The organism is Butyrivibrio sp. NC2002, assembly GCF_000702265.1.
Classification (GTDB): Bacteria; Bacillota; Clostridia; order Lachnospirales; family Lachnospiraceae; genus Butyrivibrio.
The window spans coordinates 30,305-51,123 of record NZ_JNKZ01000007.1 but is presented as its reverse complement, the minus strand read 5'-3'; the positions used below and the strand labels follow the sequence as shown (position 1 = coordinate 51,123).

The following is a 20,819-nucleotide window of genomic DNA, read 5'->3' as shown; positions in this document are numbered from 1 at the left end:
AACTTTTAACTAATTAATTATACATCATTTTAAGTCATTTTTATAATTTAACTCTATTTTTACATTCTTCGAAAAAAATGATTAAAAAAAAATAAATTATTTTAAAATGTCGTCCAATGCTTAGATTTCATGCTACAATATTTTTTAGTCGTCCCGTGCGATCAGTAACATTTTGGGGGTTCAAAGTGAGCGAAGCATTTTATTATGTTCAGGCTAATCTTGCTTGTTTTGTTATAATCGGTCTGTTACTTTTTAAAATAAATCAGGGCATCGATCGTCAGACTTCCACAATAGTTCTGCGAAGTCTAATTATAGTTTTAATGTCTTACTTTTTTACCGACTCAATGTGGGTACTTTTGGAATTCGGAATAATTCCCAGATCAGAAGAGATCATGTATTTTTCAACCATTGTTCCGTATATTCTTATAGTATGCTCCAGTTATTTCTGGTACGTATATTGCGAGATGATCCAGAAGAACAGTCTTGTCATGACTTCAAAAGGAAGACTCCTTGTAGCAATTCCTGTACTTATTGCGATCATCATGATCATCTCCGCTGTTTTTTCAGGCGTTGTATTTTATTTTGATGATCAGAATCGTATCCAGTATGGTCCGCTTTACGGGATTTTAGTATGTATTCCTGTTGTTTATATGCTAATTGCCGCAGGAAAAGCTTTCTACAGAGCGTTTAATGAGGACAAATATTATGATCATGAGCTCTACCTTGTGATCGGAATTTTTCCGTTGCTTCCTTTGGTAACAGGTGTACTACAGACAGTATTTATCTATGTTCCGATCCTTTGCTACGGCGCAACGATATCTGTTTTACTTGTCTACCTTACAGCTATGGAAAATCTGATCTCCATGGATTCACTGACTCAGGTAAACAACAGAAATCAGATGCAGCGCTATCTCTTAAAGAAGATGCATACACAGACACCGGGACTGTCTCTCTATCTCATGATTGTTGACGTTGATCACTTCAAGGAGATAAATGACAGATATGGTCATATAGAAGGCGACAAGGCTCTTATTAGAGTTGCCACTGCCATGAAGGAAGCCTGCCAGGCCCACAGAAACCGTTTCTTTGTATCCCGCTTTGGTGGTGATGAGTTCATAGTTATCGCAGAAGCTGAATACAAGGGCGAGATAAACTGGCTCTCCGAAAAAATAAGAGCAAATGTAAAAATGCTAAACGAAAAAGCCGGCGCTCCCTACAACTTATCGGTATGCGTAGGAATTGCCGAATTTGACTACTCTGCTCCCGTTCCTATCCCATCACTAATAGCCAGAGCAGACACAGATCTATATCATATGAAACACAACAGAACGTAAAAAATGGAGCTGTAAAAACGAGAAATCATTTTTACAGCTCCTATTTTTGCTCATTATTTACTTAACAGTAACGCCTTTTGAAGTATCGTTGCCATTTTCATCCTTTATATGTTTATACCCCGTTTGCAACTGCTTTTAGTGCATCGAATTCTGATGCATAGACGCCGCCCATCTTTTCAAGCTCGTCCCAAGCGTACCAGGAACCGGAAAGCTGGATGGCAAACATCGACACATCGGTCACAACCACCATAAAAGGTTTGTGGTTAATAACAATATATGCCGTACTATTTAGACCAAGGGGCGCAACAAAGATATGCCCCGTATCTATCAAGTGATTGATCTGATCCAATGTGAAGTTTTTATTGAGCATCATGGTTCTCTGCATCAGATAAATCCCTTCAAGAAAAATTACGGCTAACTCAGCCCCTACTTCTATTCTAAATATTATCTCTAAAATTAGCAAGAAAACGATTATGAAAAGAAAATAAACTGATGAGAAGAAGAGTTATCTTGCGCCGAAAATGCCTGTTCCGACTCTGACAAAGGTTGCACCTTCTTCAATTGCTACCTCGTAGTCTCCGGTCATTCCCATAGAAAGTGTATCTATCTTAGTTCCCGGAATGTTTTCAAGAGCAAGCTTATCCTTCATCTCCCTAAGAGCTCTGAAATATTGCCTGTTGCTCTCCGGATCTTCTGTGAAGGGTGCTATGGTCATAAGACCTCTTACTCTTAAGTGGGAAAGCTTTGCTATCTCTCTTACAAAGGAAAATACTTCATCAGGTGCAAGGCCAAATTTAGTATCCTCTCCTGCCATGTTTACTTCGCACAGAACATCTATTACAGAATCTGTTTTAGCAAACTGTTTTTCAATCTCCTCCGCAAGACTTATCTTGTCTACAGAATGTATCATGACAACTTTTCCCGGAAGATATTTAACTTTGTTTGTCTGGAGATGTCCTATCATATGAAAGCTTACAGGTTCTTTTATCGCCTCGGATTTATCGCGGATCTCCTGAACCTTGTTTTCGCCAAATATAGTAATGCCGCAGCGCATTGCCTCCTCAAGATCAGATACCGGCTTGGTTTTGCTCACAGCAATAAGTGTAACTTCGCTTCTATCTCTGCCTGCTCTTTCGCAGGCTTTGGTAATTTTCTCTTCAACGTTTATAAGGTTTTCCCTGATGGACATTTAAGCATTCTCTCCTCGTATATTATGTATTGGCACGATTGCTCCGCAATCCTGCCCTATCGGTCGGAACCATTCCAAATCATGACTTCGTCATGATGGTTCCTCCCTTATGTCAGAAATTTATAAAAAGATCAGATATTCAAAAAGTCAAAAGGCTCATCATCTGAAAGAAAATGCATGAGCTGATAAGCTGCTGTAACAGCAACTTTTTCTTCTTTTAATATCCTTCTGATCTCATCCTTGTCTGCGATCACTACTTCGATTTCTTCACTTGATTCCTGATATTTGTCGCTGATATTTCCCTCTGCATAGCCATAAACCTTGGCAACGGATTCATCCGTCATTCCAACTGTGGTATATCTTGGTTTTTCAAACATGGGGTCAACATCAAGAGGTGTAAATACAAGGCCTGTTTCCTCGTGAAGTTCTCTTATTGCAGCTTCCTTAAAGTCCTCTCCCTTTTCGCAAAGTCCTGCCGGGAACTCATAGATAAAATCGTCAATAGGATATCTGTACTGTCTGATAAGCACAACTTTATCTTTCTTCTCTCCGTATAAAGCATAGATTGAAACACCGTCCGGAGTATCCTTCCTTGTTACGGCCTTTAGCTCATCCTCGCTCTTTGCCCTTGATGCAACAAAATAGTTGGATTTATGTCCCTTTTTATTTTCACCTGAAAAATGAAAAAGGTTGACAAATTTATTCTGCGTAAGCTGTTCTATCTTTTTTACATTGATCATTTGGGACCTCTCATATTGTTAGAAAAATCAAAAGTGTTATCAGATTCCGAAGATACCGCGTACAAATATTTCGATACCTATTCCGATTAGTATTATACCACCAATTATTGTCGCCCTTCCTGCAAGTTTTAGTCCGAATTTTGCCCCTATCTTAAGACCCAGTCTGCATATAAAGTAGGTCACAACAGCGATTATAAGGCAGGCAAAAAAAGCCATCTTAAATGTGTGATCGGATATTGTAAATCCAACGGAAAGTGCATCTATAGATGTGGCAATTCCCTGAACCATAAGCATTTTTGTTGAGATTTTTCCGGATTCAATTTCATTTTCCAGTTCATCTGCTGCAACCTTATTCTGCTCAAAAATGCCCTCCTTAAGCATTTTTCCACCGATAAATAATAAAAGGATAAGAGCAATCCACGGAATGAATTTCTGGAACTCAGCAAATGCAGATGCAGCGCCTACAACGCACATCCAGCCAATAAGCGGCATCAAAAACTGAAAGAAGGCAAAAGTCCCTGCAACAAGTCTCTTTCGTGAAAGCTTCATTGCCGGCTCAGAAAGTGCATTTGCAACAGAAACCGAAAATGCATCCATCGCAAGGCCTACGCCAAGTAGAGTTGAGTTAATGAAAAAGATTATCAAATTATTCATAATTTAAAATAATACACCATAATGTCTTTTTGCACTATAAATATTTTTATTGCTTATACATAATCAGAAATAGAAGGTCTAAAATACACTGCACATTTTCAATCAGCATTTATCACCATGGGCAAATATTTTTGTCTTTCTTTTTCTATTGCCCTGGTAATCCACTCCTTATCCATGATGTTGTCAAAAGCACCTGCAACTACTGATTCATCTGCATAGTTATCAAATTCAAGCTGCTTCTCATCCAGGATCAGCATCATCTCATCATCTATCGTATCCGGACACAGTAGTCTATACACAAGAACATTCCGAACCTGTCCCATTCTGTAAACTCTTGAAAGCGCCTGACTTTCAAGCGAAGGTTTAATCTGCGGTTCACAGAATATAACGATACTGGCTGCCTGTATATTTAGACCAACACCACCGGCTATTATCTGACTAACAAGCACACTACCATCTGGAGCATCAGAAAGCTTATCCACCAAAAGCTGTCTGGTGCTCATATTAGTGTCACCGCTGATCACACCTATACATCTGCTTCCCAGAATGGCGCTGACCTTCGATAATGTATCTCTAAAGAATGAATATATGATCACTTTTCTCCCATCATCTGAGGCCTGATCAAGAAGTTCCAATAACCTGGTGCACTTAGATGATGTGCTCATATCCTCCTGAAGAAACGAAACCCTTCTCATAGCGGGAAAGCTTCCACTCAGAATTGCTTCCTTATAGCTTTCTCTATCTTCTTCAGTAAGGCTGCACCACTCCTGCTCCTGTGCGATTTCAGGTAGTTCTTTAAGGACCTGCTGTCTTGTTCTTCTGATATAAACAGAAGCGAGTTTTTCCTTAAATTGAGGCAGATGGCTGATATTAGCAAGAGATTTTACCTCTTTTGTCATATCCGGGCGAATAAAATCAATAAGGTTACACATTTCATCAACTCTGTTCTCCAAAGGTGTTCCGGTCATCAAAAGAATTCTCTCTGACTCATTATCAAGCCTTCTGATGTACATAGTTCTTTTTGCATCAGGATTTTTCATATAATGGGCTTCATCTATTATCAGCATTGAAAGCGACATATGATCATCTATATTATCTACAATTTTTCCCAGAGATTCATAATTGGTTATGGCGGCGCCACCAATTTCACGCCATTTTTGAAAAGCCTCTTCAAGTGCCTGCCCATGTAGAACAAAAGCTTCGATCGTACTAAATTTCTTTAGCTCCCTCGCCCAGTTGATAAGCACGCTGGCCGGGCAGACAATGAGAAAATGACAATTCTTTTGTTCTGTTGTCTGTATATGTGACATGGCAGCAATTGCCTGGATTGTTTTTCCAAGTCCCATCTCATCGCCAAGAAGTACTTTCTTTTGATGCAAAACATATTTGGCTCCAAAAGCCTGATAAGCTCTGAGCGTCCCTCTAAAATCATCAAGATTTAATTCTGTTTCATTTATCTTTTCTGCAAGCTGAGCGGGAATACTGTCATAAATGAACGGTTTGTTTCCCGTTACATTTCCCAAGTTTTCCAAAAGCGCATAGAAATCTGCACTGTTCCTTTTAAATGACTCTATTGCAACACTCTGCGGAGTATGAGATGCTTCCTGATACAGATCTATGGTATGAAGCATTTTCTCAAAGAAATCGCTGTTACAAAACTCATATATATTTTCAGCCATGGAAGCAGTATTCTGTTTGGATGCTTGAGAAGAAAAAAGCCAGTGCACACTGTTTCTGATTATTTTGCTTTCCTTTATATTTTGAGCAAAGGTATTGAGATTTGATGCTCCTATCGAAACATCTTTTCTTATCTTTTCGCAATTTATGTAGTTTGCAAGCTCAGTAATAAGCGCAGCATTTTCCGCTGCGTTATAAGAGCCATCCTCTATATCAAGGTGGATCGTCACTCCGGATGCCAGGCTATTTGCAAACTCAGTTACAATATTTCGTATTGCCTCCGTCTGCTTTTCTCCTATACCATCAACTGCCTGAATTTCATAGTCAGTTGCCTTTGCTATCTGCCCAAGGTTAGCGTATCCTGCATCCACAAGTGCCTGAACTCTTATTCCTGCCTTTGCATTTTTAAGCTCATCCACGGAAACATCAAAAAGTGCCTTTTTGGCCTCCATTCCTGCAATCTTATTGCAGAGATCTTTGATATTGTTTTCCTGCAATATGCGGTCATTAAATATACTTTTGAATACTTCATTAGTATCATCTATTGCTTTTATTAGCTTTTTTAAATCTTTAAAATTTGGTTTGTTCATATAATGTAGTTTTTCCTGTATTATTGGTCGATTTTGGACTTTGCCTTTTTCATTATAGTGCTTATTCACAAATTCAGTATTGTAAATTTGCTTTCTTAACTTTTTACATATAAGTTGCTATAATATTGGCATGAATAATACAAATAATCGTGATAAAAAAATCGTACATACGTCGATAATAAGTATTGTCGCAAATCTGATTCTTGTGATGTGCAAGGCTGTTGTAGGCATTTTATCCGGATCTATTGCTATCGTTCTCGACGCCTTAAATAATTTGACTGATGCTGTGAGCTCTATTATAACAATAATAGGTCTTCTTCTTGCATCCAAAAAACCTGATGAAGATCATCCAATGGGGCACGGCAGAATTGAGTATTTAAGTGCGATCATTGTGTCGATCATAGTTATCTACGCAGGAATGACCGCATGTTTTGAAGCAATAAAAAAGATATTTGAGCCTACTCAAACAAACTACTCAGTATATACAATTCTTATTCTTGTCTTTACCATAGTGACTAAATGCGTTCTTGGTACATATGTCAAAAACAGGGGTAAATTGTACAATTCACCTGCACTTGTCGGCTCCGGAGTTGATGCGCTTAATGACTGCCTTATATCTGTTGCAGTACTTGTTTCAACTGTGATATACATTACGATGCACATTCAGCTTGATGCTATCGTTGGTCTACTAATTGCAATCCTTATCATGCGTTCCGGGTTTGAACTATTATTTGATGATCTAAACGATATCTTGGGAAGGCGGCTGGATAGAAGTTTCACAGACAAGATAATTGAAGAAATAAGTAAAAATGAAAACGTACTTAGTGTTCATGATCTCATCCTTCACAACTATGGTCCGAGCAGATATATAGGTTCCGTAGAGGTCGATATAGACAGCAAAATGACAGCATCTGATATCTCCATAATGACGCAGGATTTAAAACGCGACATTAACCAAAAATTTGGCGTCACTCTATCAAGCATAGGAACCTGCTCCTACGATGAAGAAACAAAGGCCATGCGTCTGGAGATAGAAAAAAGACTTGAACATATCGAATCAATCATCCAGGTTCATGGAATATACATAGACTCCAAGAAAAAACAGGTTTATCTGGATGTTGTTACAAGCTTTGATGATAAATATCCCGAGGAAACAGGAGCACATGCTCAGATGCACCTTGAAGAGGCTTTCCCGGAATACACATTCATAATTCATAGAGATCTTGATATCTGACATATTCTCATGATTATAAAAGATAGGCAGCTTTTTCAGCTGTCTTTCTTTATTAGTCACTATAATCTCTGTCCATTGCTACTTCAAATTCATACATAGGATAAGTATCTTTTATCTCCTTCATTATCGTGTCAAACAATCCCTTTCTGTCATCGGCATCGAAGTTAATGACTATATCGAAGGAAACATATTTTTTTACTTCATCTAAATAAAAACCATGAATCTGTTTAACATGCTCGTACTTGGTAGCTATCTTTACAATTTCGCTCTTAAGCTTTCCTGCTGCAGAATCATCTGAATTATTGGAGTAAATACCAATTCCCTCAAGTGCTACGCCATGCTTTTTAAATACTTCCATGGCTATCTCTCTTTCAAGCTGATCAAGTCTCTTAATTGAAATACCTTCAGGCACTTCTATATGTATAGAACCCACAAGCTTATCCGGGCCATAGTTATGAAGGATAAGGTCATAAGCACCGAGTACATCGGGAAAAGATGCTACTGTCTTCTTAATCTCATTTGTTATTGAAGCATCTACTCTCTCACCAAGAATCTGCGAAAGTGTGTCTCTAAGCATCTCAAGACCTGATTTTATAATTATTATTGAAATAATTCCTGCCAGATAAGCTTCCAGTTTTAATCCTGTAAGAATAAATATAATAGCAGCAACAAGGGTTGCTGAAGAAATGATCGAGTCATTTTTTGCATCCTCTCCCGAAGCGATAAGGGAATCTGAATTAACACTCTCCCCTGTCTTTTTAACGTAAGTTCCCAGAACAATCTTCACTACAACTGCAACTCCTACAATAATAAGGCTCGGAATCGAATATTCAGGAACCTTGGGATTTATAATATTTTTAATTGATTCGATAAGTGATGTAATACCGGCATAGAGTACGATCACAGAGATAACAGCCGCACTTAGATACTCAATTCTTCCGTAACCAAGAGGGTGCTTTTTGTCGGGAGCTTTGCCTGCAAGCTTGGTTCCGATAATTGTTATAACAGAAGAAAGCGCATCACTTAAATTGTTTACTGCATCCATCGTTATGGCGATAGACCCTGAAATAAGACCGATTGCAGCCTTAAAACCTGCCAGAAGGCAATTGGCTATTATTCCCAAAATGCTGGTTCTTACTATAATCTTGTCTCTGTTCATGCTGACACCTCTTTTTAAGTTTTATAAATCATATTTCAAAACCATATTGCAAATATGTATTTGTTTATGATTGTGTAATATTTTATTAATCCATTGATTACAATTCTTATTATTCTTTTAGGGTGTGTACATACTTTTGTCAAAAATCAATTGTATTATATACATATCAGAAGCAAAGAGCTTCTGACTCCCCCAACAAAACTTTTTTCATACCAGGGCTGTCAGATTCCCCATCTGACAGCTCCTCCTCCCAAAAACAGAAAGCTTTTAATAAGCTTCTTTTTTTGTCTTTTTTACTTTGCTTTTCTCTTGCGAGTCTTTTTATTGTCGCTTGTATGCCTTTTATTATCCTGAGCCTTATTTTTCTTTATGCCGCCGGCAGGATTCTTTTTATTTTGTTTATCAAAAGAAATTTTCCTTGGCGGAATAAGGCAGCCCGGAGCATAGCCTATAAGGTCTTCCCGATGTTCTCTCAGCAGAGCTTCCTTTACAAGTTCATAGTTTTCAGGCTTTTTAAACTGTATGAGTGCTCTCTGCATTGCCTTTTCATGCGGATCTCTGGCAACATACACCTTCTGCATCGTCAAAGGATCGATTCCTGTATAGTACATGCAGGTTGAGACTGTTCCCGGCGTTGGATAGAAATCCTGCACCTGCTCGGGATTTAGCCTGTGTTTACAAAGGTATTCCGCAAGAGCTATCGCGTCTTTTAGTGTGCTGCCGGGATGCGACGACATAAGGTACGGAACGGCATACTGTTTAAGTCCAAGCTTCTCATTGGTCTTGTCAAACTTCTCGATGAACTTATCATATACCTTTACTTTGGGCTTACCCATAAGTGATAGAACATTATCAGAAATATGCTCAGGAGCTACTCGCAGCTGTCCGCTTATATGGTATTTGCAAAAATCGCCCATATATTCAAGTGCCTTTTTGTCTGCCAAAAGATAGTCGAATCTCATACCTGACCTTACGAATACCTTCTTTATTCCGGGTATTTTCCTTAGCTTCTTAAGCAGGGCAAAATAATCGCTATGGTCAACTTCCATGTTTGGACAAAGCTCTGGATACATGCACTTGCGGTTCTTACACGCACCGTGCGTAAGCTGTTTTTTGCAGGCAGGCTTTCTGAACTGCGCAGTCGGACCACCTACATCATGGATATATCCCTTGAATTCCTTCTCTTCTTTAAAAAGCAGAGCCTCTCTTATTATAGATTCATGACTTCTACTCTGGACGATCCTTCCCTGATTGAATGTGATCGCGCAGAAATTACACTCTCCAAAGCAGCCTCTGTTAGATGTGATTGAGTATTTGATCTCATCAAAAGCCGGTATTCCGCCGTCTTTGTCATACATTGGATGCCAGCGCCTTGTATATTCTCTGTCATATACATCATCAAGCTCCTGGGTGGTAAGAGGCCTGGACGGCGGATTCTGAACTACAAAAAGCTTGTTATCGTAGGTCTCATATATTCTCTTAGCATTAAACGGGTCAGTGTTTTGGTACTGGATTCTGAAGCTTTCCGCATATTTTTCTTTATCTTCTTTTATTTCCTCAAAAGAAGGTAGTTTTATAGCGTCATATATGCTTTCTTCATCTCTTGTCTTAAAGACTGTTCCGTTTATATAGGTGATGTCCGATACGGCGATTCCTCCATCAAGTGCATCTGCTATCTCGACTATACTTATCTCACCCATGCCGTATGAAATAATATCTGCACCTGAGTCAAGGAGTATCGAACGCCTTACCTTATTCGACCAGTAATCGTAGTGTCCGAGTCTTCTAAGGCTTGCTTCTATTCCACCTATGATTATAGGCTCTTTTTTATACACCTTCCTTATCAGATTGCAATATACTATTACAGCATAGTCCGGTCTTTTCCCCATTACCCCGCCGGGACTGTATGCATCATTTTTTCTTCTTTTTCTGGCAACAGTATAGTGATTTACCATCGAATCCATATTTCCAGCTGAAACAAGGAATCCAAGCCTAGGCGTCCCAAGAGCGGTTATGCTTTTTTCATCTCTGAAATCAGGCTGACAAATAAGGCCCACGCTATAACCGTGAGCCTCTAGTGTCCTTACAATGATGGCGGCACCAAAGCTTGAGTGATCTACATACGCATCTCCAAGTACATAGACAAAATCAACCTGGTCTATCCCCATCTCTTCCATATCTTTTTTGCTAACAGGTGGAAAACCCTTTGCCATAAATATTATCTACTCCAGTATTACTTTTTTGCCTTGCTGGCTTTTTTCATATTTTCCTCATATCTGTTTTCGGTAAGGGAAATGTTTTCTCCCATCTTGTCAAGAAGCTTGATGGCATATACAAGTCTTGTACAAACAGTGAAGATATCCATAGCATTCCTAAGTTCTCCAAGAGAAGGGAATGTAGGAGCAATACGGATATTTGAATCCTTGGGGTCCTTTCCGTAAGGATAGGTTGCACCTGCGTTTGTCATAGTAACGCCGGCTTTCTTGGCTCTGTCTACGATTGCTTTAGCACAGCCTTCAGGTGCATCAAAACTTATAAAGTAGCCACCCTTTGGCTTAGTCCACTCACCGATTCCAAGAGGCGCAAGGTCTCTTTCAAGTATCTCAAGAGTTGCTTCAAACTTAGGACGAATGATGTCTGCATGCTTTCTCATGTGAGCCTTCATGCCTTCAATATCGCCAAAGAATCTTACATGACGGAGCTGGTTAACCTTGTCATGACCGATTGTCTGATTCTGAAGCTGAGCTGTGATATCTTCCATATTGTTAGGAGATGTTGCAAGTGCAGCAATACCACTTCCGGGGAAAGTGATCTTGGATGTTGAAGCAAATTTGTAAACAAGGTCGGGATTTCCGGCTTTTTTACATTCAGCAAGGATCTCAATAAGGTAATCCTGATCTTTATCATAGAGATGGTGGATTCCGTAAGCGTTATCCCAAAAAATTCTAAAGTCTTTTGCAGCAGGCTTAAGTCTTGCAAATCTTCTTACAGTTTCATCAGAGTATGAATAACCCTGAGGATTGGAGTACTTAGGAACGCACCAGATTCCCTTTATCGCTTCATCGGAAGAAACAAACTTTTCAACCATGTCCATATCAGGTCCTTGTGGTGTCATGGGAACATTTATCATTTCTATTCCAAAATATTCTGTTATGGCAAAATGTCTGTCATATCCGGGAACAGGGCAAAGGAATTTCACTTTATCGAGCTTGCACCAAGGAGTATTACCCATTATTCCGTGTGTATATGCTCTAGATACTGTATCGTACATAACATTAAGTGAAGAATTGCCGTAGATAATAATATTTTCAGGCTTGTTCTCCATCATTGCTCCGATAAGTACTTTGGCTTCGTGAATACCGGTAAGGACACCGTAGTTACGGCAATCTGTTCCATCCTCGCAGGAAAGATCTGCATCTGAATTAAGTGCATCCATCATTCCCATTGAAAGATCAAGCTGTTCATGACACGGCTTTCCTCTTGCCATATTAAGTGTAAGGTCCATGTCCTGGTACTTTTTGTACTGGGCCTTCAACTTAACGACTTCCTGCTCAAGTTCCTCTTTGCTCATCTCAAGATATTTTTTCATAGCACATCTCCTCTAAATTCAAAGTTGAAAGTATTATACCAAAATTAAATCAATTTGCACAGAAAAAGCACTATTCCATGTGAATAAATATACATGAAATAATGCTTTTGTTTTTTTACTATCCTGCGCTATAGAAAACGCTGTGTCATTTAATGGGATCGATAAGGTCTCTGTACCACTTAAGAGCTGAAGTATACGCAGAATATACTTCATTCATATCGATCTCATTTAGTATCATAAGTCTTGATACTTCCTGCCATGAAGCATTTTCATATTCAAAAACGAAGTTCATTATAGGCCACAGCTCACCGGTTCTTCGAAGAAGTGCATCCTCGATCTTCTTGCTGACATGTACCAGTTTAAGTGACTGTTCCATTGTCTGATCAAGCATGACATCAAGAAGTGAAAACAATCCGGTAAGGAAAAGCTCTGCTGATAGTCCCTTCATACCAAATACTTCTGAAAGATTTTCTGCAAATTTGGCTCTTACCATGGAAATTCTGGTGATCTCACTTGGTTTGTCAGCGCACAGTTCCTTTGTAACTGCTGTATTTATCCACTTCTTAAGTTCCTTCTGGCCAAGCATTGCTGCAGCATGTCTTACAGATGTTATCTCAGAATTGATGGTCATGTGGTTTACCATTTCAAGAAGCGAAATAACAAGAGCCGCATCTTTACCGATTACATCCGCAGCATCCTGGAGATCAAAATCAGGACTGTTGACTACATTTAAGAGTTCAATATATGTAACCTTTAAGGGTGTAACAGTTCTCTCAGACTCTTCTACCGGTACTCTGAAAAAGTTACCTTCGTACAGATCGTACGATCCGTCAGATGATAATCTTTCATAGTCTTCCTTGGAATCAACTCCAACTGCACATAGCTTGATTTCAGGAAAAGCCTTCTTAAAGAAGATCTTGGCGCTCCTTATATTTATCTTCCTGTGATCAAGAAGTATATAGTCACACATATTGAGGATGGATCTGTAGGATTCAAACTGATTGCCAGCCAGCTTTCTTATAGCTATCTTATATCCCTGTCCTCTAAGGTCCCAGAGCCTTGCAAGATACGGTTCTTCAGGTAATATCGAATTATCCAGAAGGAGAACGATTCTTTCCTTAGGAGCACTACACTGTTCTTCAATACCAGCAAATAACGAAATATTGTTTATCTCAACAAACACTTCTTTATCGCCTGATAATACATTTGTGCCAATACTGTCCACGATATCAAGACCAACAATATTAACGACATTGTCAAGGAAACCGGTGCCCATGAGCTGAGGGTTCATGAGATGGTTCTCCCTCTGGGCAAAGACAGAATATGCACATACTTTCATTTCATCATCAAACAGTGGAATCAACGAAGCTAGCATTGCATTCTCCTTTCGACTATTTGCAAAATATCGAACTTAATTTTCTGATAATTCATTATACCATAATTGCAAAGAAAAAACAGCCATAAGGCTGTTTAAAAGTTTCCCCGGGATGCCGGTTCCGGTTATTTGACTCCTAGCTAACGCCAGGTGGGTTACCGCGGAGGTTACATCTGCCTTCCTCTCCCATAGCTGGTCTGCACATGTGCAGGGCCGAAGGCGTGGCATCCGATCCTCAATTAGGTGTCCCGTTTAAAGTAAATGTAGGTTCAAATTACACCGGAGTTGTCGAACATTCCAGGTCAGGTATAATGCCTGATATATAAACTGCATCTGCAGTTCTTATGCTTTTATTATAGAGCTAAACCGCGCTAAATCAATGCTTTTTATCAAAATTGTTTATGAATTTTTCATTAATGTAGCTTAGATAGCTCTTGTTGCTTCTTTGAGCCATTCTTTTATCTCAGGTTCTTCTATAAGAGGTTCAATTCTCTTATAAACCTCTGCATGATAATCGTTGATGGCTTTTATATCCTTAGCCTGAAGATACTGTTTATCTATCGCATCAAGGTCAAGCGGAACGTAAGTCAGCTGATCAAATCCAAGAAACTGTCCGTCTGAGTTCTTCACTTTCTCAACAACTTCGAGGATGTTCTCAATTCTGATTCCGTATTTGCCTTCAATATATACGCCGGGCTCGTCAGATACGATCATTCCCTTCTTTAAGGGTGCATCATCTTCTACGGAGCGTGACTTCCATCTTATGCTGTGAGGGCCTTCATGGACGTTGAGCATATATCCGATTCCGTGTCCTGTGCCGCACTTGTAATCAATTCCGATATTCCAAAGGGGTGCTCTGGCAAGAATATCAACATTTCTTCCGCTGCAGCCTTCAAGAAACCAGCCGTTTGCAAGTGAGAGCATGCCTACAGCTGTAAGTGTGTAATGCTTTTTCTCCTCATCAGATATAGGTCCAAGTACGATTGTTCTGGTGACATCTGTTGTACCACCCATATATGTTCCGCCTGAATCAACGAGAAGGAATCCTTCAGGTGTCAAAGCAGCGTTTGATTCTTCGGTAGCTTCATAGTGCATCATTGCTGCATTGTCTTTGTATGCGCTGATTGTAGGGAATGACAACTCTATGAATCCGGGAAGCGCTCTTCTCATATCATCAAGGTGCATTGCAGCTGTATACTCATTGAGGCTTTCCGTCTTAACTGCTTTCTTAACCCAATAGATAAATTTAGTAAGAGCTGCAGAATCTCTTCTGTATACTTCTCTGATATTTGAAAGCTCGGTATCGTTTTTGCAGGCTTTCATCATCTCTGTAGGATCTAAGATATTTTTAACATTAGCTCCTCTGCTCTTTGCATTATCACTTATAGTTCTGTATACGCTGTAGCTTACATTTCTCTCATCATAGAGTGTAAGTCCTTCATATTCATACTCATCGAGCCAGGAGATTATCTTGCTGTATTCAAAGAGCTCAATACCCTTTTCTTCAAAATATTTTCTGCTCTCATCTGTAAGTTCATCGAACTGAACGAACATCTTCACGCTTTTTTTGGTAATGAATAAATAGCTAAGAACAACAGGATTACATTCTACGTCATTGCCTCTTATGTTTGTAAGCCAGCAAATGTCATCAAGCTTGCAAAGAAGGTATGAACCTGCCTCATTTTCATCCATGAACTTTCTAACGTCTGCAAGTTTTTCTTCAAAGGACTTGCCGCAAAGCTCATCTGACAAAACATATATAGGATTGCAGGGAAGCTTGGGTCTGTCTGTCCATACTTCCATAGCGAGGTCTTTGTCGTATTTTATCTTTACCTGTTTTTTCTTAAGTTTTTTCTCATAGGACATTCCTTCAGCGGCGGGTACTACTTTTCCGTCAAAACCAAGAACCTGTCCGCTTTCCATATTGGATAAAAGATATTCACTGATTGTAGGAACGCCCTCTTCACCCATCTTGTAAAGCGTTACACCGGTTCCCTTCATCTCTCTTTCAGCCTGGATGAAATATCTTCCGTCGGTCCACATTCCTGCCCAATCCTTGGCTACAACCAGTGTTCCGTTTGATCCTGTAAATCCGCAGAAGTACTCTCTTGCCTTGAAGAAATCAGCTGAGTACTCTGAATTATGATAGTCTGATGTCGGCATAAGATAATAGTCTATGCCGTTTGCTGTCATTTTTTCTCTTAAGGCAGAAAGTCTGTCTTTAATTACTTTGTTTTCCACTTTCTTATCTGTCCTCCATCTTTATGTATTCCCTGGTATCGCTGACTGCCTTGTATGCAGGACGAATGATCTTACTGTTGTTTGCAAGCTCTTCCATTCTGTGTGCGCTCCAGCCCACAATACGTGCGATAGCAAACATAGGTGTAAAGAGTTCTTCCGGAAGTTCAAGCATCTTATAAACAAATCCGGAATAGAAGTCGACGTTTATGCTTACGCCCTTGTACATCTTGCGCTCAGCGCTGATGACCTGTGGTGCAAGTCTCTCAACCATCTCATAGAGAGCAAGCTCTTTATCCATGCCCTTTTCTTTTGCAAGCTTGATCGTATACTCCTTCAAAAGAACAGCTCTTGGATCTGATTTGGAATATATAGCATGTCCCACACCATAGATAAGGCCTGCCTTGTCAAAGGCTTCCTTGTGAAGAAGCTTCTTAAGGTAATCTGAAACCTCTTCCTCATCTGTCCAGTCTGAGAGTTCTTTTTCCATCTGGTCAAACATGTGGATGACCTTTATGTTGGCCCCGCCGTGTCTTGGTCCTTTGAGGGATCCGATAGCGGCTGCTATAACAGAATATGTATCTGTCATAGAGGAGCTGACAACATGCGTTGTAAATGATGAGTTGTTACCACCACCATGCTCCATGTGAAGTATAAGGCATATATCAAGAAGCTTTGCCTCAAGTTCTGTATATTTGCTGTCAGGTCTTAAAAGGTAAAGAATGTGTTCTGCCGTTGACAGTTCTGCCTTCGGCGGATGAATAAACAAACTTTTCCCTTCATGATAATGGTTATAAGCCTGATAGCCGTAAATTGCAAGCAGAGGAAACAAACTGATCATCTGCATGCACTGTCTAAGCACGTTTGGCATTGAAACATCATCAGCGTAATCATCATAAGAATACAGTGTCAGCACGCTTCTTGCGAGTGTATTCATCATATCTCTGCTTGGAGCCTTCATGATGATGTCCCTGACAAATCCCGTAGGAAGGGATCTGTAGAATCCAAGCTGTTCACTAAATTTATCGAGCTCTTGTCTATTCGGAAGGCTGCCGAACAAAAGCAGGTATGCTGCCTCCTCAAATCCAAACTTACCGGTGGTAGCTGTTCCGTGAACTATATCTCTTACATTGATTCCGCGGTAAAACAGTTCGCCATCATCGGGAACTGTCTCCCCATCTACTATCTTAGTCGCATTTATCGTAGAGATATTCGTAAGGCCTGTAAGTACACCCTTACCATTTAAATCTCTAAGTCCTCTTTTTACGTCGAATTTGGTAAAAAGCTCAGGATCAATTGCATCTGCCTTTTCAACTATCTGGGCAAGATCCATAAACGATGCATTATCTGAGTAAATGTTTTTTTCGTAAATATTCGTCATTGATGCTCCCTTCTTAGTTTAATTTTTTGATGCTAAAATAGGTTCCTTACAGCAATATTTGATAACCTGATATCATTTGAAAAGAAACTCTCTTACAGCATCTGCAAGTGCATCTTTTTCAACTACTTTGTCATGTCTTATCTTAGCATCTCTGATAGATGTTACCGCCTCAGGTATCTCAACACCTGAAACCTTACACAATCTGTCGGCGAGTACGAAATCATCTACGCTGTCATCACCCTGTGAAAGTGCTTCCATTACGCTCCTTGTGAATTTGTAAGGGCTTGCAGTAGATGCAATAACTGTTACTGTCTTGTCATTTGTATCCTTAACGTATTTGGAATATACACTTGATGCAACAGCAGTGTGAGTATCAATAAGATATCCTGTGTTGTCAAAGAGGATTCTGATAGCCTCCTTTGTTTCATCTTCTGTTGCATATCCTCCGTAGAAGCATGAAAGCTTCTCTCTCATTGCGGGAGTTATCTCATATTTTCCTTCCTCTGAGAGCTTTTTCATATATGCTGCATCTACTGAGGCGTCATCACCTGCAATGTGATAGATAAGTCTCTCAAGATTTGATGAAATAAGAATATCCATTGAGGGTGAGCTTGTAACTACGAAATCTCTGTTTTTGTCATAGGTTCCTGTTCCAAAGAAATCATATAAAACCTTGTTTGAGTTTGAAGCACAAATAAATGTTTTAATCGGAATACCCATTTTACCTGCATAGTAAGCAGCAAGGATATTGCCGAAATTACCTGTCGGAACAACAACATTTATCTCATCACCTTCAGCGATCCTGCCCTCTTTTAAAAGTCTTGTATATGAATAAACATAGTAAACGATCTGAGGAACAAGTCTTCCGATATTTATTGAGTTTGCAGATGAAAACTGGAATCCTTTTTCATCAAGTTCCTTGGCAAATGCAGGATCTGTAAAGATTTTCTTTACTCCTGTCTGTGCGTCATCAAAGTTACCTTCAATTCCGACAACGCATGTGTTGTCGCCTTCCTGAGTGACCATCTGTCTCTCCTGGATTGGTGAAACGCCGTGCTTTGGATAGAACACAACGATCCTTGTGCCGGGAACATCTGCAAAGCCTGCAAGTGCAGCTTTTCCGGTGTCTCCACTTGTAGCTGTAAGAATTACGATCTCATTTTTGATATTGTTTTTCTTAGCAGCGGTTGTCATTAGGTAAGGAAGAATTGATAGTGCCATATCTTTAAAGGCGATCGTTTTGCCGTGATAAAGCTCAAGATAGTATGCACCGCCTGCCTCGGTCATGGGAGCCATCTCCTCTGTATCAAATTTGGAGTCATAAGCATGGTCGATACAATAGCGGAGCTCTTCCTCTGTATAGTCTGAAAGAAGAAGCTTCATAACTTCGTAAGCAGTATCTTTGTAATCCATTTTGGAAATCTCTGAAAGACTCTTCTCAAGATGCGGAATATGGTCCGGTACAAACAGACCTCCATCAGCAGCAAGTCCCCTAAGAATTGCCTGTGAAGCAGTTACCTTTGTTTTGTCCCCTCTGGTACTAGAATATAAAATCTCAGCCACGCTTTTTTCCTCCATTAAATTTGTTATTATGCAGTTCATTATGATAAAATAATCAAAAGACGACTTTACACATGTGAGTCGATAAAGATTGATTTTTCAGAGCATTCTTTTTGATAAAAAATTATACCATAAAATGAATAATAATTACACGGGCTTTTTTTCAGAATATCAATGAGGGGGTAAACTGAAATGCAAAAAAAGACAACCGGTGTTTATGAAACTCACTTAAAAGATGGCAGCAAGTCTTTTCGCGCTTCCATCACCTACAAGGGTAAGCACATTGCCCTGGGTTCCTTTTCAACCGAAAGGAGCGCGAGCAGTGCTTATATTCAAGCCGGCAAAATACTTGAAAACAAGGACTGGACTTTGAAAAATTACAGGCAAAGTCAAAAGCTGAGCTTCGAAAAGTGTGTTGTTTTGGTCAATTACAGGGACAAAGGGCTTTATATTCCCAATCCGATCTACCTTGAAAAGAAGTTCTTTTTATACTATCTGTCTCCTACTCATTCGCTTATTTTCGATATTGATGACCTTTTTTACTATTCATCTCACAAAATAATGCAGAGGGGATCTCATCTTTTTGTTGCAGACTACGGCTCACAGATTAGTATTCTGAGCAGATACGGTATAAAAAGCTATGCTGTAGAAGGCAGAGACTTCAGGTTCAAAAACGGAAACCCAAATGATCTTCGCTATGAAAATATCGAAATCTTAAACCGCTATCACGGAGTCAGGCAATATGCAGACAGAGGATTCCTTAAATATAAGGCAGTCATCCATGTTCGTGGGGATTTTATTGTAGGAAAATACAATACAGAAAACGAAGCTGCGATAGCTTATAACAAAGCTGCAGATACATTAAAGAAAAACGGCATAGACAAAAACTATATGCTCAATTATATAGAAAATCTGACCGCCTCTCAGTATGCTGATATATATATGACGATCAAGATTTCACCCAAAATATTAAAACTAAAACAGGACGCATGATCTGATGAGTATGACATCAATTAAAAAGACAATATTTTCAATACTGATCCTTGCTATTATCATGGCTGCAGCTCTTTGCGGCCATGAATTTATTTTGCCTGAAAATACTGCGCTGTCAAAGACAGGCTTTTATTTTGATACGATCATCACTATTACTGCCTATACTTCCGATTTTGCAAAAAAAGGCGATCCATTCCTTACGCGAAACGAAATGGTAAAAGAAAGAGCTGATGCTTTTCTTGACTCCTGCCTTGTGGAAGCATCGAAATACGAAAATATGCTCTCTAAAACAAAAGAAGGAAGTGATATATACAATATAAATCATGCAGATGGAAAAGCTGTTTTGGTTTCTTCTGACACTGCATATTTATTAAGTAAATCTGTATATTATGCAGAGCTTTCAGGCGGAGTTTTCGACCCTACTATAGGTAGTGTTTCTGAGTTATGGGATTTTTCTGCAGATACTGATAAAAAGATTCCGAATGACGCTGAAATAAAGGACGCTCTTCTCCATGTTAATTACAAAAATATAGAGTTTTCAGAATCAGATGATGATAGCTATTATGTTACGCTAACTGATCCCCTTTCAAAAATCGACCTTGGCGGAATCGCAAAGGGTTATATAGCTGATAAATTAAAAGAAAAATTCAAAGAAGAAAAAATCGGCTCAGGCATCATCAACCTGGGCGGAAACATTTTGCTCATCGGTTCAAAAAAAGGATCCGGAAACAAAGAAATGTCTGATGAAGATTTCGTTATAGGAATCCAGAAGCCCTTTGGAGAATCGGATGAAACATCTGCCCTTATCCATGTTTCAGATAAATCCATTGTTACAAGCGGCGTGTATGATAGGTATTTTAAAGCAGATGACAAAATATATCACCATATCCTTGATACCAAAACAGGATATCCTGTAGAAACAGATTCTTTGAGTGCTACCGTTGTTTCGGATTCATCAGTTGACGGAGATGCCCTCTCAACCATCATGTTATCTCTAGGCACTAAAAAGGGAATGGAACTTGCAAGCTCCATCCCCGAAATTCAGGTCTTATTTATAAAAGACAATTATGAAGTTGTAAATACAGATAACTTCCCTTTGAATTAAT

General features: G+C 39.4%; 16 protein-coding genes and 1 other RNA gene. 4 read left to right on the top strand and 13 right to left on the bottom strand.

The window, feature by feature from the left end:
• Positions 1-185: 185 nt before the first annotated feature.
• A complete protein-coding gene (locus T543_RS15010; protein WP_051638509.1) occupies positions 186-1,334 on the top strand; it encodes a GGDEF domain-containing protein in 1,149 nt (382 codons plus the stop codon).
• A gap of 112 nt (positions 1,335-1,446) precedes the next feature.
• Here T543_RS15010 and T543_RS03550 read toward each other — a convergent pair whose 3' ends face one another.
• The 5 genes from T543_RS03550 to T543_RS03530 all read right to left on the bottom strand — a co-directional run bounded on the left by T543_RS03550 (position 1,447) and on the right by T543_RS03530 (position 6,184).
• A complete protein-coding gene (locus tag T543_RS03550) occupies positions 1,447-1,719 on the bottom strand; it encodes a hypothetical protein (RefSeq protein WP_035765935.1) in 273 nt (90 codons plus the stop codon).
• A 120-nt stretch (positions 1,720-1,839) separates the two neighbouring features.
• A complete protein-coding gene (locus T543_RS03545; RefSeq protein WP_035765934.1) occupies positions 1,840-2,523 on the bottom strand; it encodes a YggS family pyridoxal phosphate-dependent enzyme in 684 nt (227 codons plus the stop codon).
• Between the two features lie 131 nt (positions 2,524-2,654).
• Positions 2,655-3,263 carry an NUDIX hydrolase gene (locus tag T543_RS03540; protein ID WP_035765933.1) on the bottom strand — a complete coding sequence of 203 codons (609 nt, stop codon included), beginning with the start codon at positions 3,261-3,263 and terminating at the stop codon, positions 2,655-2,657.
• Positions 3,264-3,302: 39 nt separating this feature from the next.
• Positions 3,303-3,917 (bottom strand): manganese efflux pump MntP, encoded by a 615-nt coding sequence (locus tag T543_RS03535; protein ID WP_035765932.1) that lies wholly within the window; start codon positions 3,915-3,917, stop codon positions 3,303-3,305.
• Between the two features lie 98 nt (positions 3,918-4,015).
• Positions 4,016-6,184 carry a DEAD/DEAH box helicase gene (locus tag T543_RS03530; RefSeq protein ID WP_051638508.1) on the bottom strand — a complete coding sequence of 723 codons (2,169 nt, stop codon included), beginning with the start codon at positions 6,182-6,184 and terminating at the stop codon, positions 4,016-4,018.
• Between the two features lie 130 nt (positions 6,185-6,314).
• Here T543_RS03530 and T543_RS03525 point away from each other — a divergent pair, with 130 nt between their 5' ends.
• A complete protein-coding gene (locus tag T543_RS03525) occupies positions 6,315-7,418 on the top strand; it encodes a cation diffusion facilitator family transporter (RefSeq protein WP_035765931.1) in 1,104 nt (367 codons plus the stop codon).
• A 52-nt stretch (positions 7,419-7,470) separates the two neighbouring features.
• Here the strand turns inward: T543_RS03525 and T543_RS03520 are convergent, their stop codons facing one another.
• The 8 genes from T543_RS03520 to thrC all read right to left on the bottom strand — a co-directional run bounded on the left by T543_RS03520 (position 7,471) and on the right by thrC (position 18,723).
• Positions 7,471-8,577: a cation diffusion facilitator family transporter gene (locus T543_RS03520; protein WP_035765930.1), complete on the bottom strand. Its 1,107-nt coding sequence runs from the start codon at positions 8,575-8,577 to the stop codon at positions 7,471-7,473.
• A gap of 293 nt (positions 8,578-8,870) precedes the next feature.
• Entirely contained in the window at positions 8,871-10,790 is a 1,920-nt protein-coding gene (locus tag T543_RS03515; protein WP_035765929.1) for a YgiQ family radical SAM protein, read from the bottom strand.
• Between the two features lie 20 nt (positions 10,791-10,810).
• Positions 10,811-12,166: an aspartate aminotransferase type Ic gene (locus tag T543_RS03510; RefSeq protein WP_051638506.1), complete on the bottom strand. Its 1,356-nt coding sequence runs from the start codon at positions 12,164-12,166 to the stop codon at positions 10,811-10,813.
• Between the two features lie 145 nt (positions 12,167-12,311).
• Complete coding sequence (locus T543_RS03505) at positions 12,312-13,541, bottom strand: EAL and HDOD domain-containing protein (RefSeq protein WP_035765928.1); 1,230 nt, start codon at positions 13,539-13,541, stop codon at positions 12,312-12,314.
• A 100-nt stretch (positions 13,542-13,641) separates the two neighbouring features.
• Positions 13,642-13,848, bottom strand: a non-coding RNA gene (ssrS, locus tag T543_RS15565) — 6S RNA.
• Between the two features lie 116 nt (positions 13,849-13,964).
• Entirely contained in the window at positions 13,965-15,782 is a 1,818-nt protein-coding gene (locus T543_RS03500) for an aminopeptidase P family protein (protein WP_242839463.1), read from the bottom strand.
• A 4-nt stretch (positions 15,783-15,786) separates the two neighbouring features.
• A complete protein-coding gene (locus T543_RS03495; RefSeq protein ID WP_081829923.1) occupies positions 15,787-17,160 on the bottom strand; it encodes a citrate/2-methylcitrate synthase in 1,374 nt (457 codons plus the stop codon).
• Between the two features lie 72 nt (positions 17,161-17,232).
• Positions 17,233-18,723 carry a threonine synthase gene (gene thrC, locus T543_RS03490; protein WP_242839462.1) on the bottom strand — a complete coding sequence of 497 codons (1,491 nt, stop codon included), beginning with the start codon at positions 18,721-18,723 and terminating at the stop codon, positions 17,233-17,235.
• Between the two features lie 189 nt (positions 18,724-18,912).
• Between thrC and T543_RS03485 the strand changes: the two genes are divergently transcribed.
• The gene (locus T543_RS03485; RefSeq protein ID WP_035765926.1) at positions 18,913-19,713 is read left to right on the top strand and encodes an AP2 domain-containing protein; all 801 of its coding nucleotides are present in this window, start codon (positions 18,913-18,915) and stop codon (positions 19,711-19,713) included.
• A 4-nt stretch (positions 19,714-19,717) separates the two neighbouring features.
• The gene (locus tag T543_RS03480) at positions 19,718-20,818 is read left to right on the top strand and encodes an FAD:protein FMN transferase (protein ID WP_035765925.1); all 1,101 of its coding nucleotides are present in this window, start codon (positions 19,718-19,720) and stop codon (positions 20,816-20,818) included.
• Position 20,819 lies beyond the last annotated feature (1 nt).

What these genes read in the sequence shown, in the direction of transcription:
- T543_RS03550 (WP_035765935.1), bottom strand. Translation starts at nt 1,719, where the DNA reads ATGCAGAGAACCATGATGCTCAATAAAAACTTCACATTGGATCAGATC.
- T543_RS03545 (WP_035765934.1), bottom strand. Translation starts at nt 2,523, where the DNA reads ATGTCCATCAGGGAAAACCTTATAAACGTTGAAGAGAAAATTACCAAA.
- T543_RS03540 (WP_035765933.1), bottom strand. Translation starts at nt 3,263, where the DNA reads ATGATCAATGTAAAAAAGATAGAACAGCTTACGCAGAATAAATTTGTC.
- T543_RS03535 (WP_035765932.1), bottom strand. Translation starts at nt 3,917, where the DNA reads ATGAATAATTTGATAATCTTTTTCATTAACTCAACTCTACTTGGCGTA.
- T543_RS03530 (WP_051638508.1), bottom strand. Translation starts at nt 6,184, where the DNA reads ATGAACAAACCAAATTTTAAAGATTTAAAAAAGCTAATAAAAGCAATA.
- T543_RS03525 (WP_035765931.1), top strand. Translation starts at nt 6,315, where the DNA reads ATGAATAATACAAATAATCGTGATAAAAAAATCGTACATACGTCGATA.
- T543_RS03520 (WP_035765930.1), bottom strand. Translation starts at nt 8,577, where the DNA reads ATGAACAGAGACAAGATTATAGTAAGAACCAGCATTTTGGGAATAATA.
- T543_RS03515 (WP_035765929.1), bottom strand. Translation starts at nt 10,790, where the DNA reads ATGGCAAAGGGTTTTCCACCTGTTAGCAAAAAAGATATGGAAGAGATG.
- T543_RS03510 (WP_051638506.1), bottom strand. Translation starts at nt 12,166, where the DNA reads ATGAAAAAATATCTTGAGATGAGCAAAGAGGAACTTGAGCAGGAAGTC.
- T543_RS03505 (WP_035765928.1), bottom strand. Translation starts at nt 13,541, where the DNA reads ATGCTAGCTTCGTTGATTCCACTGTTTGATGATGAAATGAAAGTATGT.
- T543_RS03495 (WP_081829923.1), bottom strand. Translation starts at nt 17,160, where the DNA reads ATGACGAATATTTACGAAAAAAACATTTACTCAGATAATGCATCGTTT.
- T543_RS03485 (WP_035765926.1), top strand. Translation starts at nt 18,913, where the DNA reads ATGCAAAAAAAGACAACCGGTGTTTATGAAACTCACTTAAAAGATGGC.
- T543_RS03480 (WP_035765925.1), top strand. Translation starts at nt 19,718, where the DNA reads ATGAGTATGACATCAATTAAAAAGACAATATTTTCAATACTGATCCTT.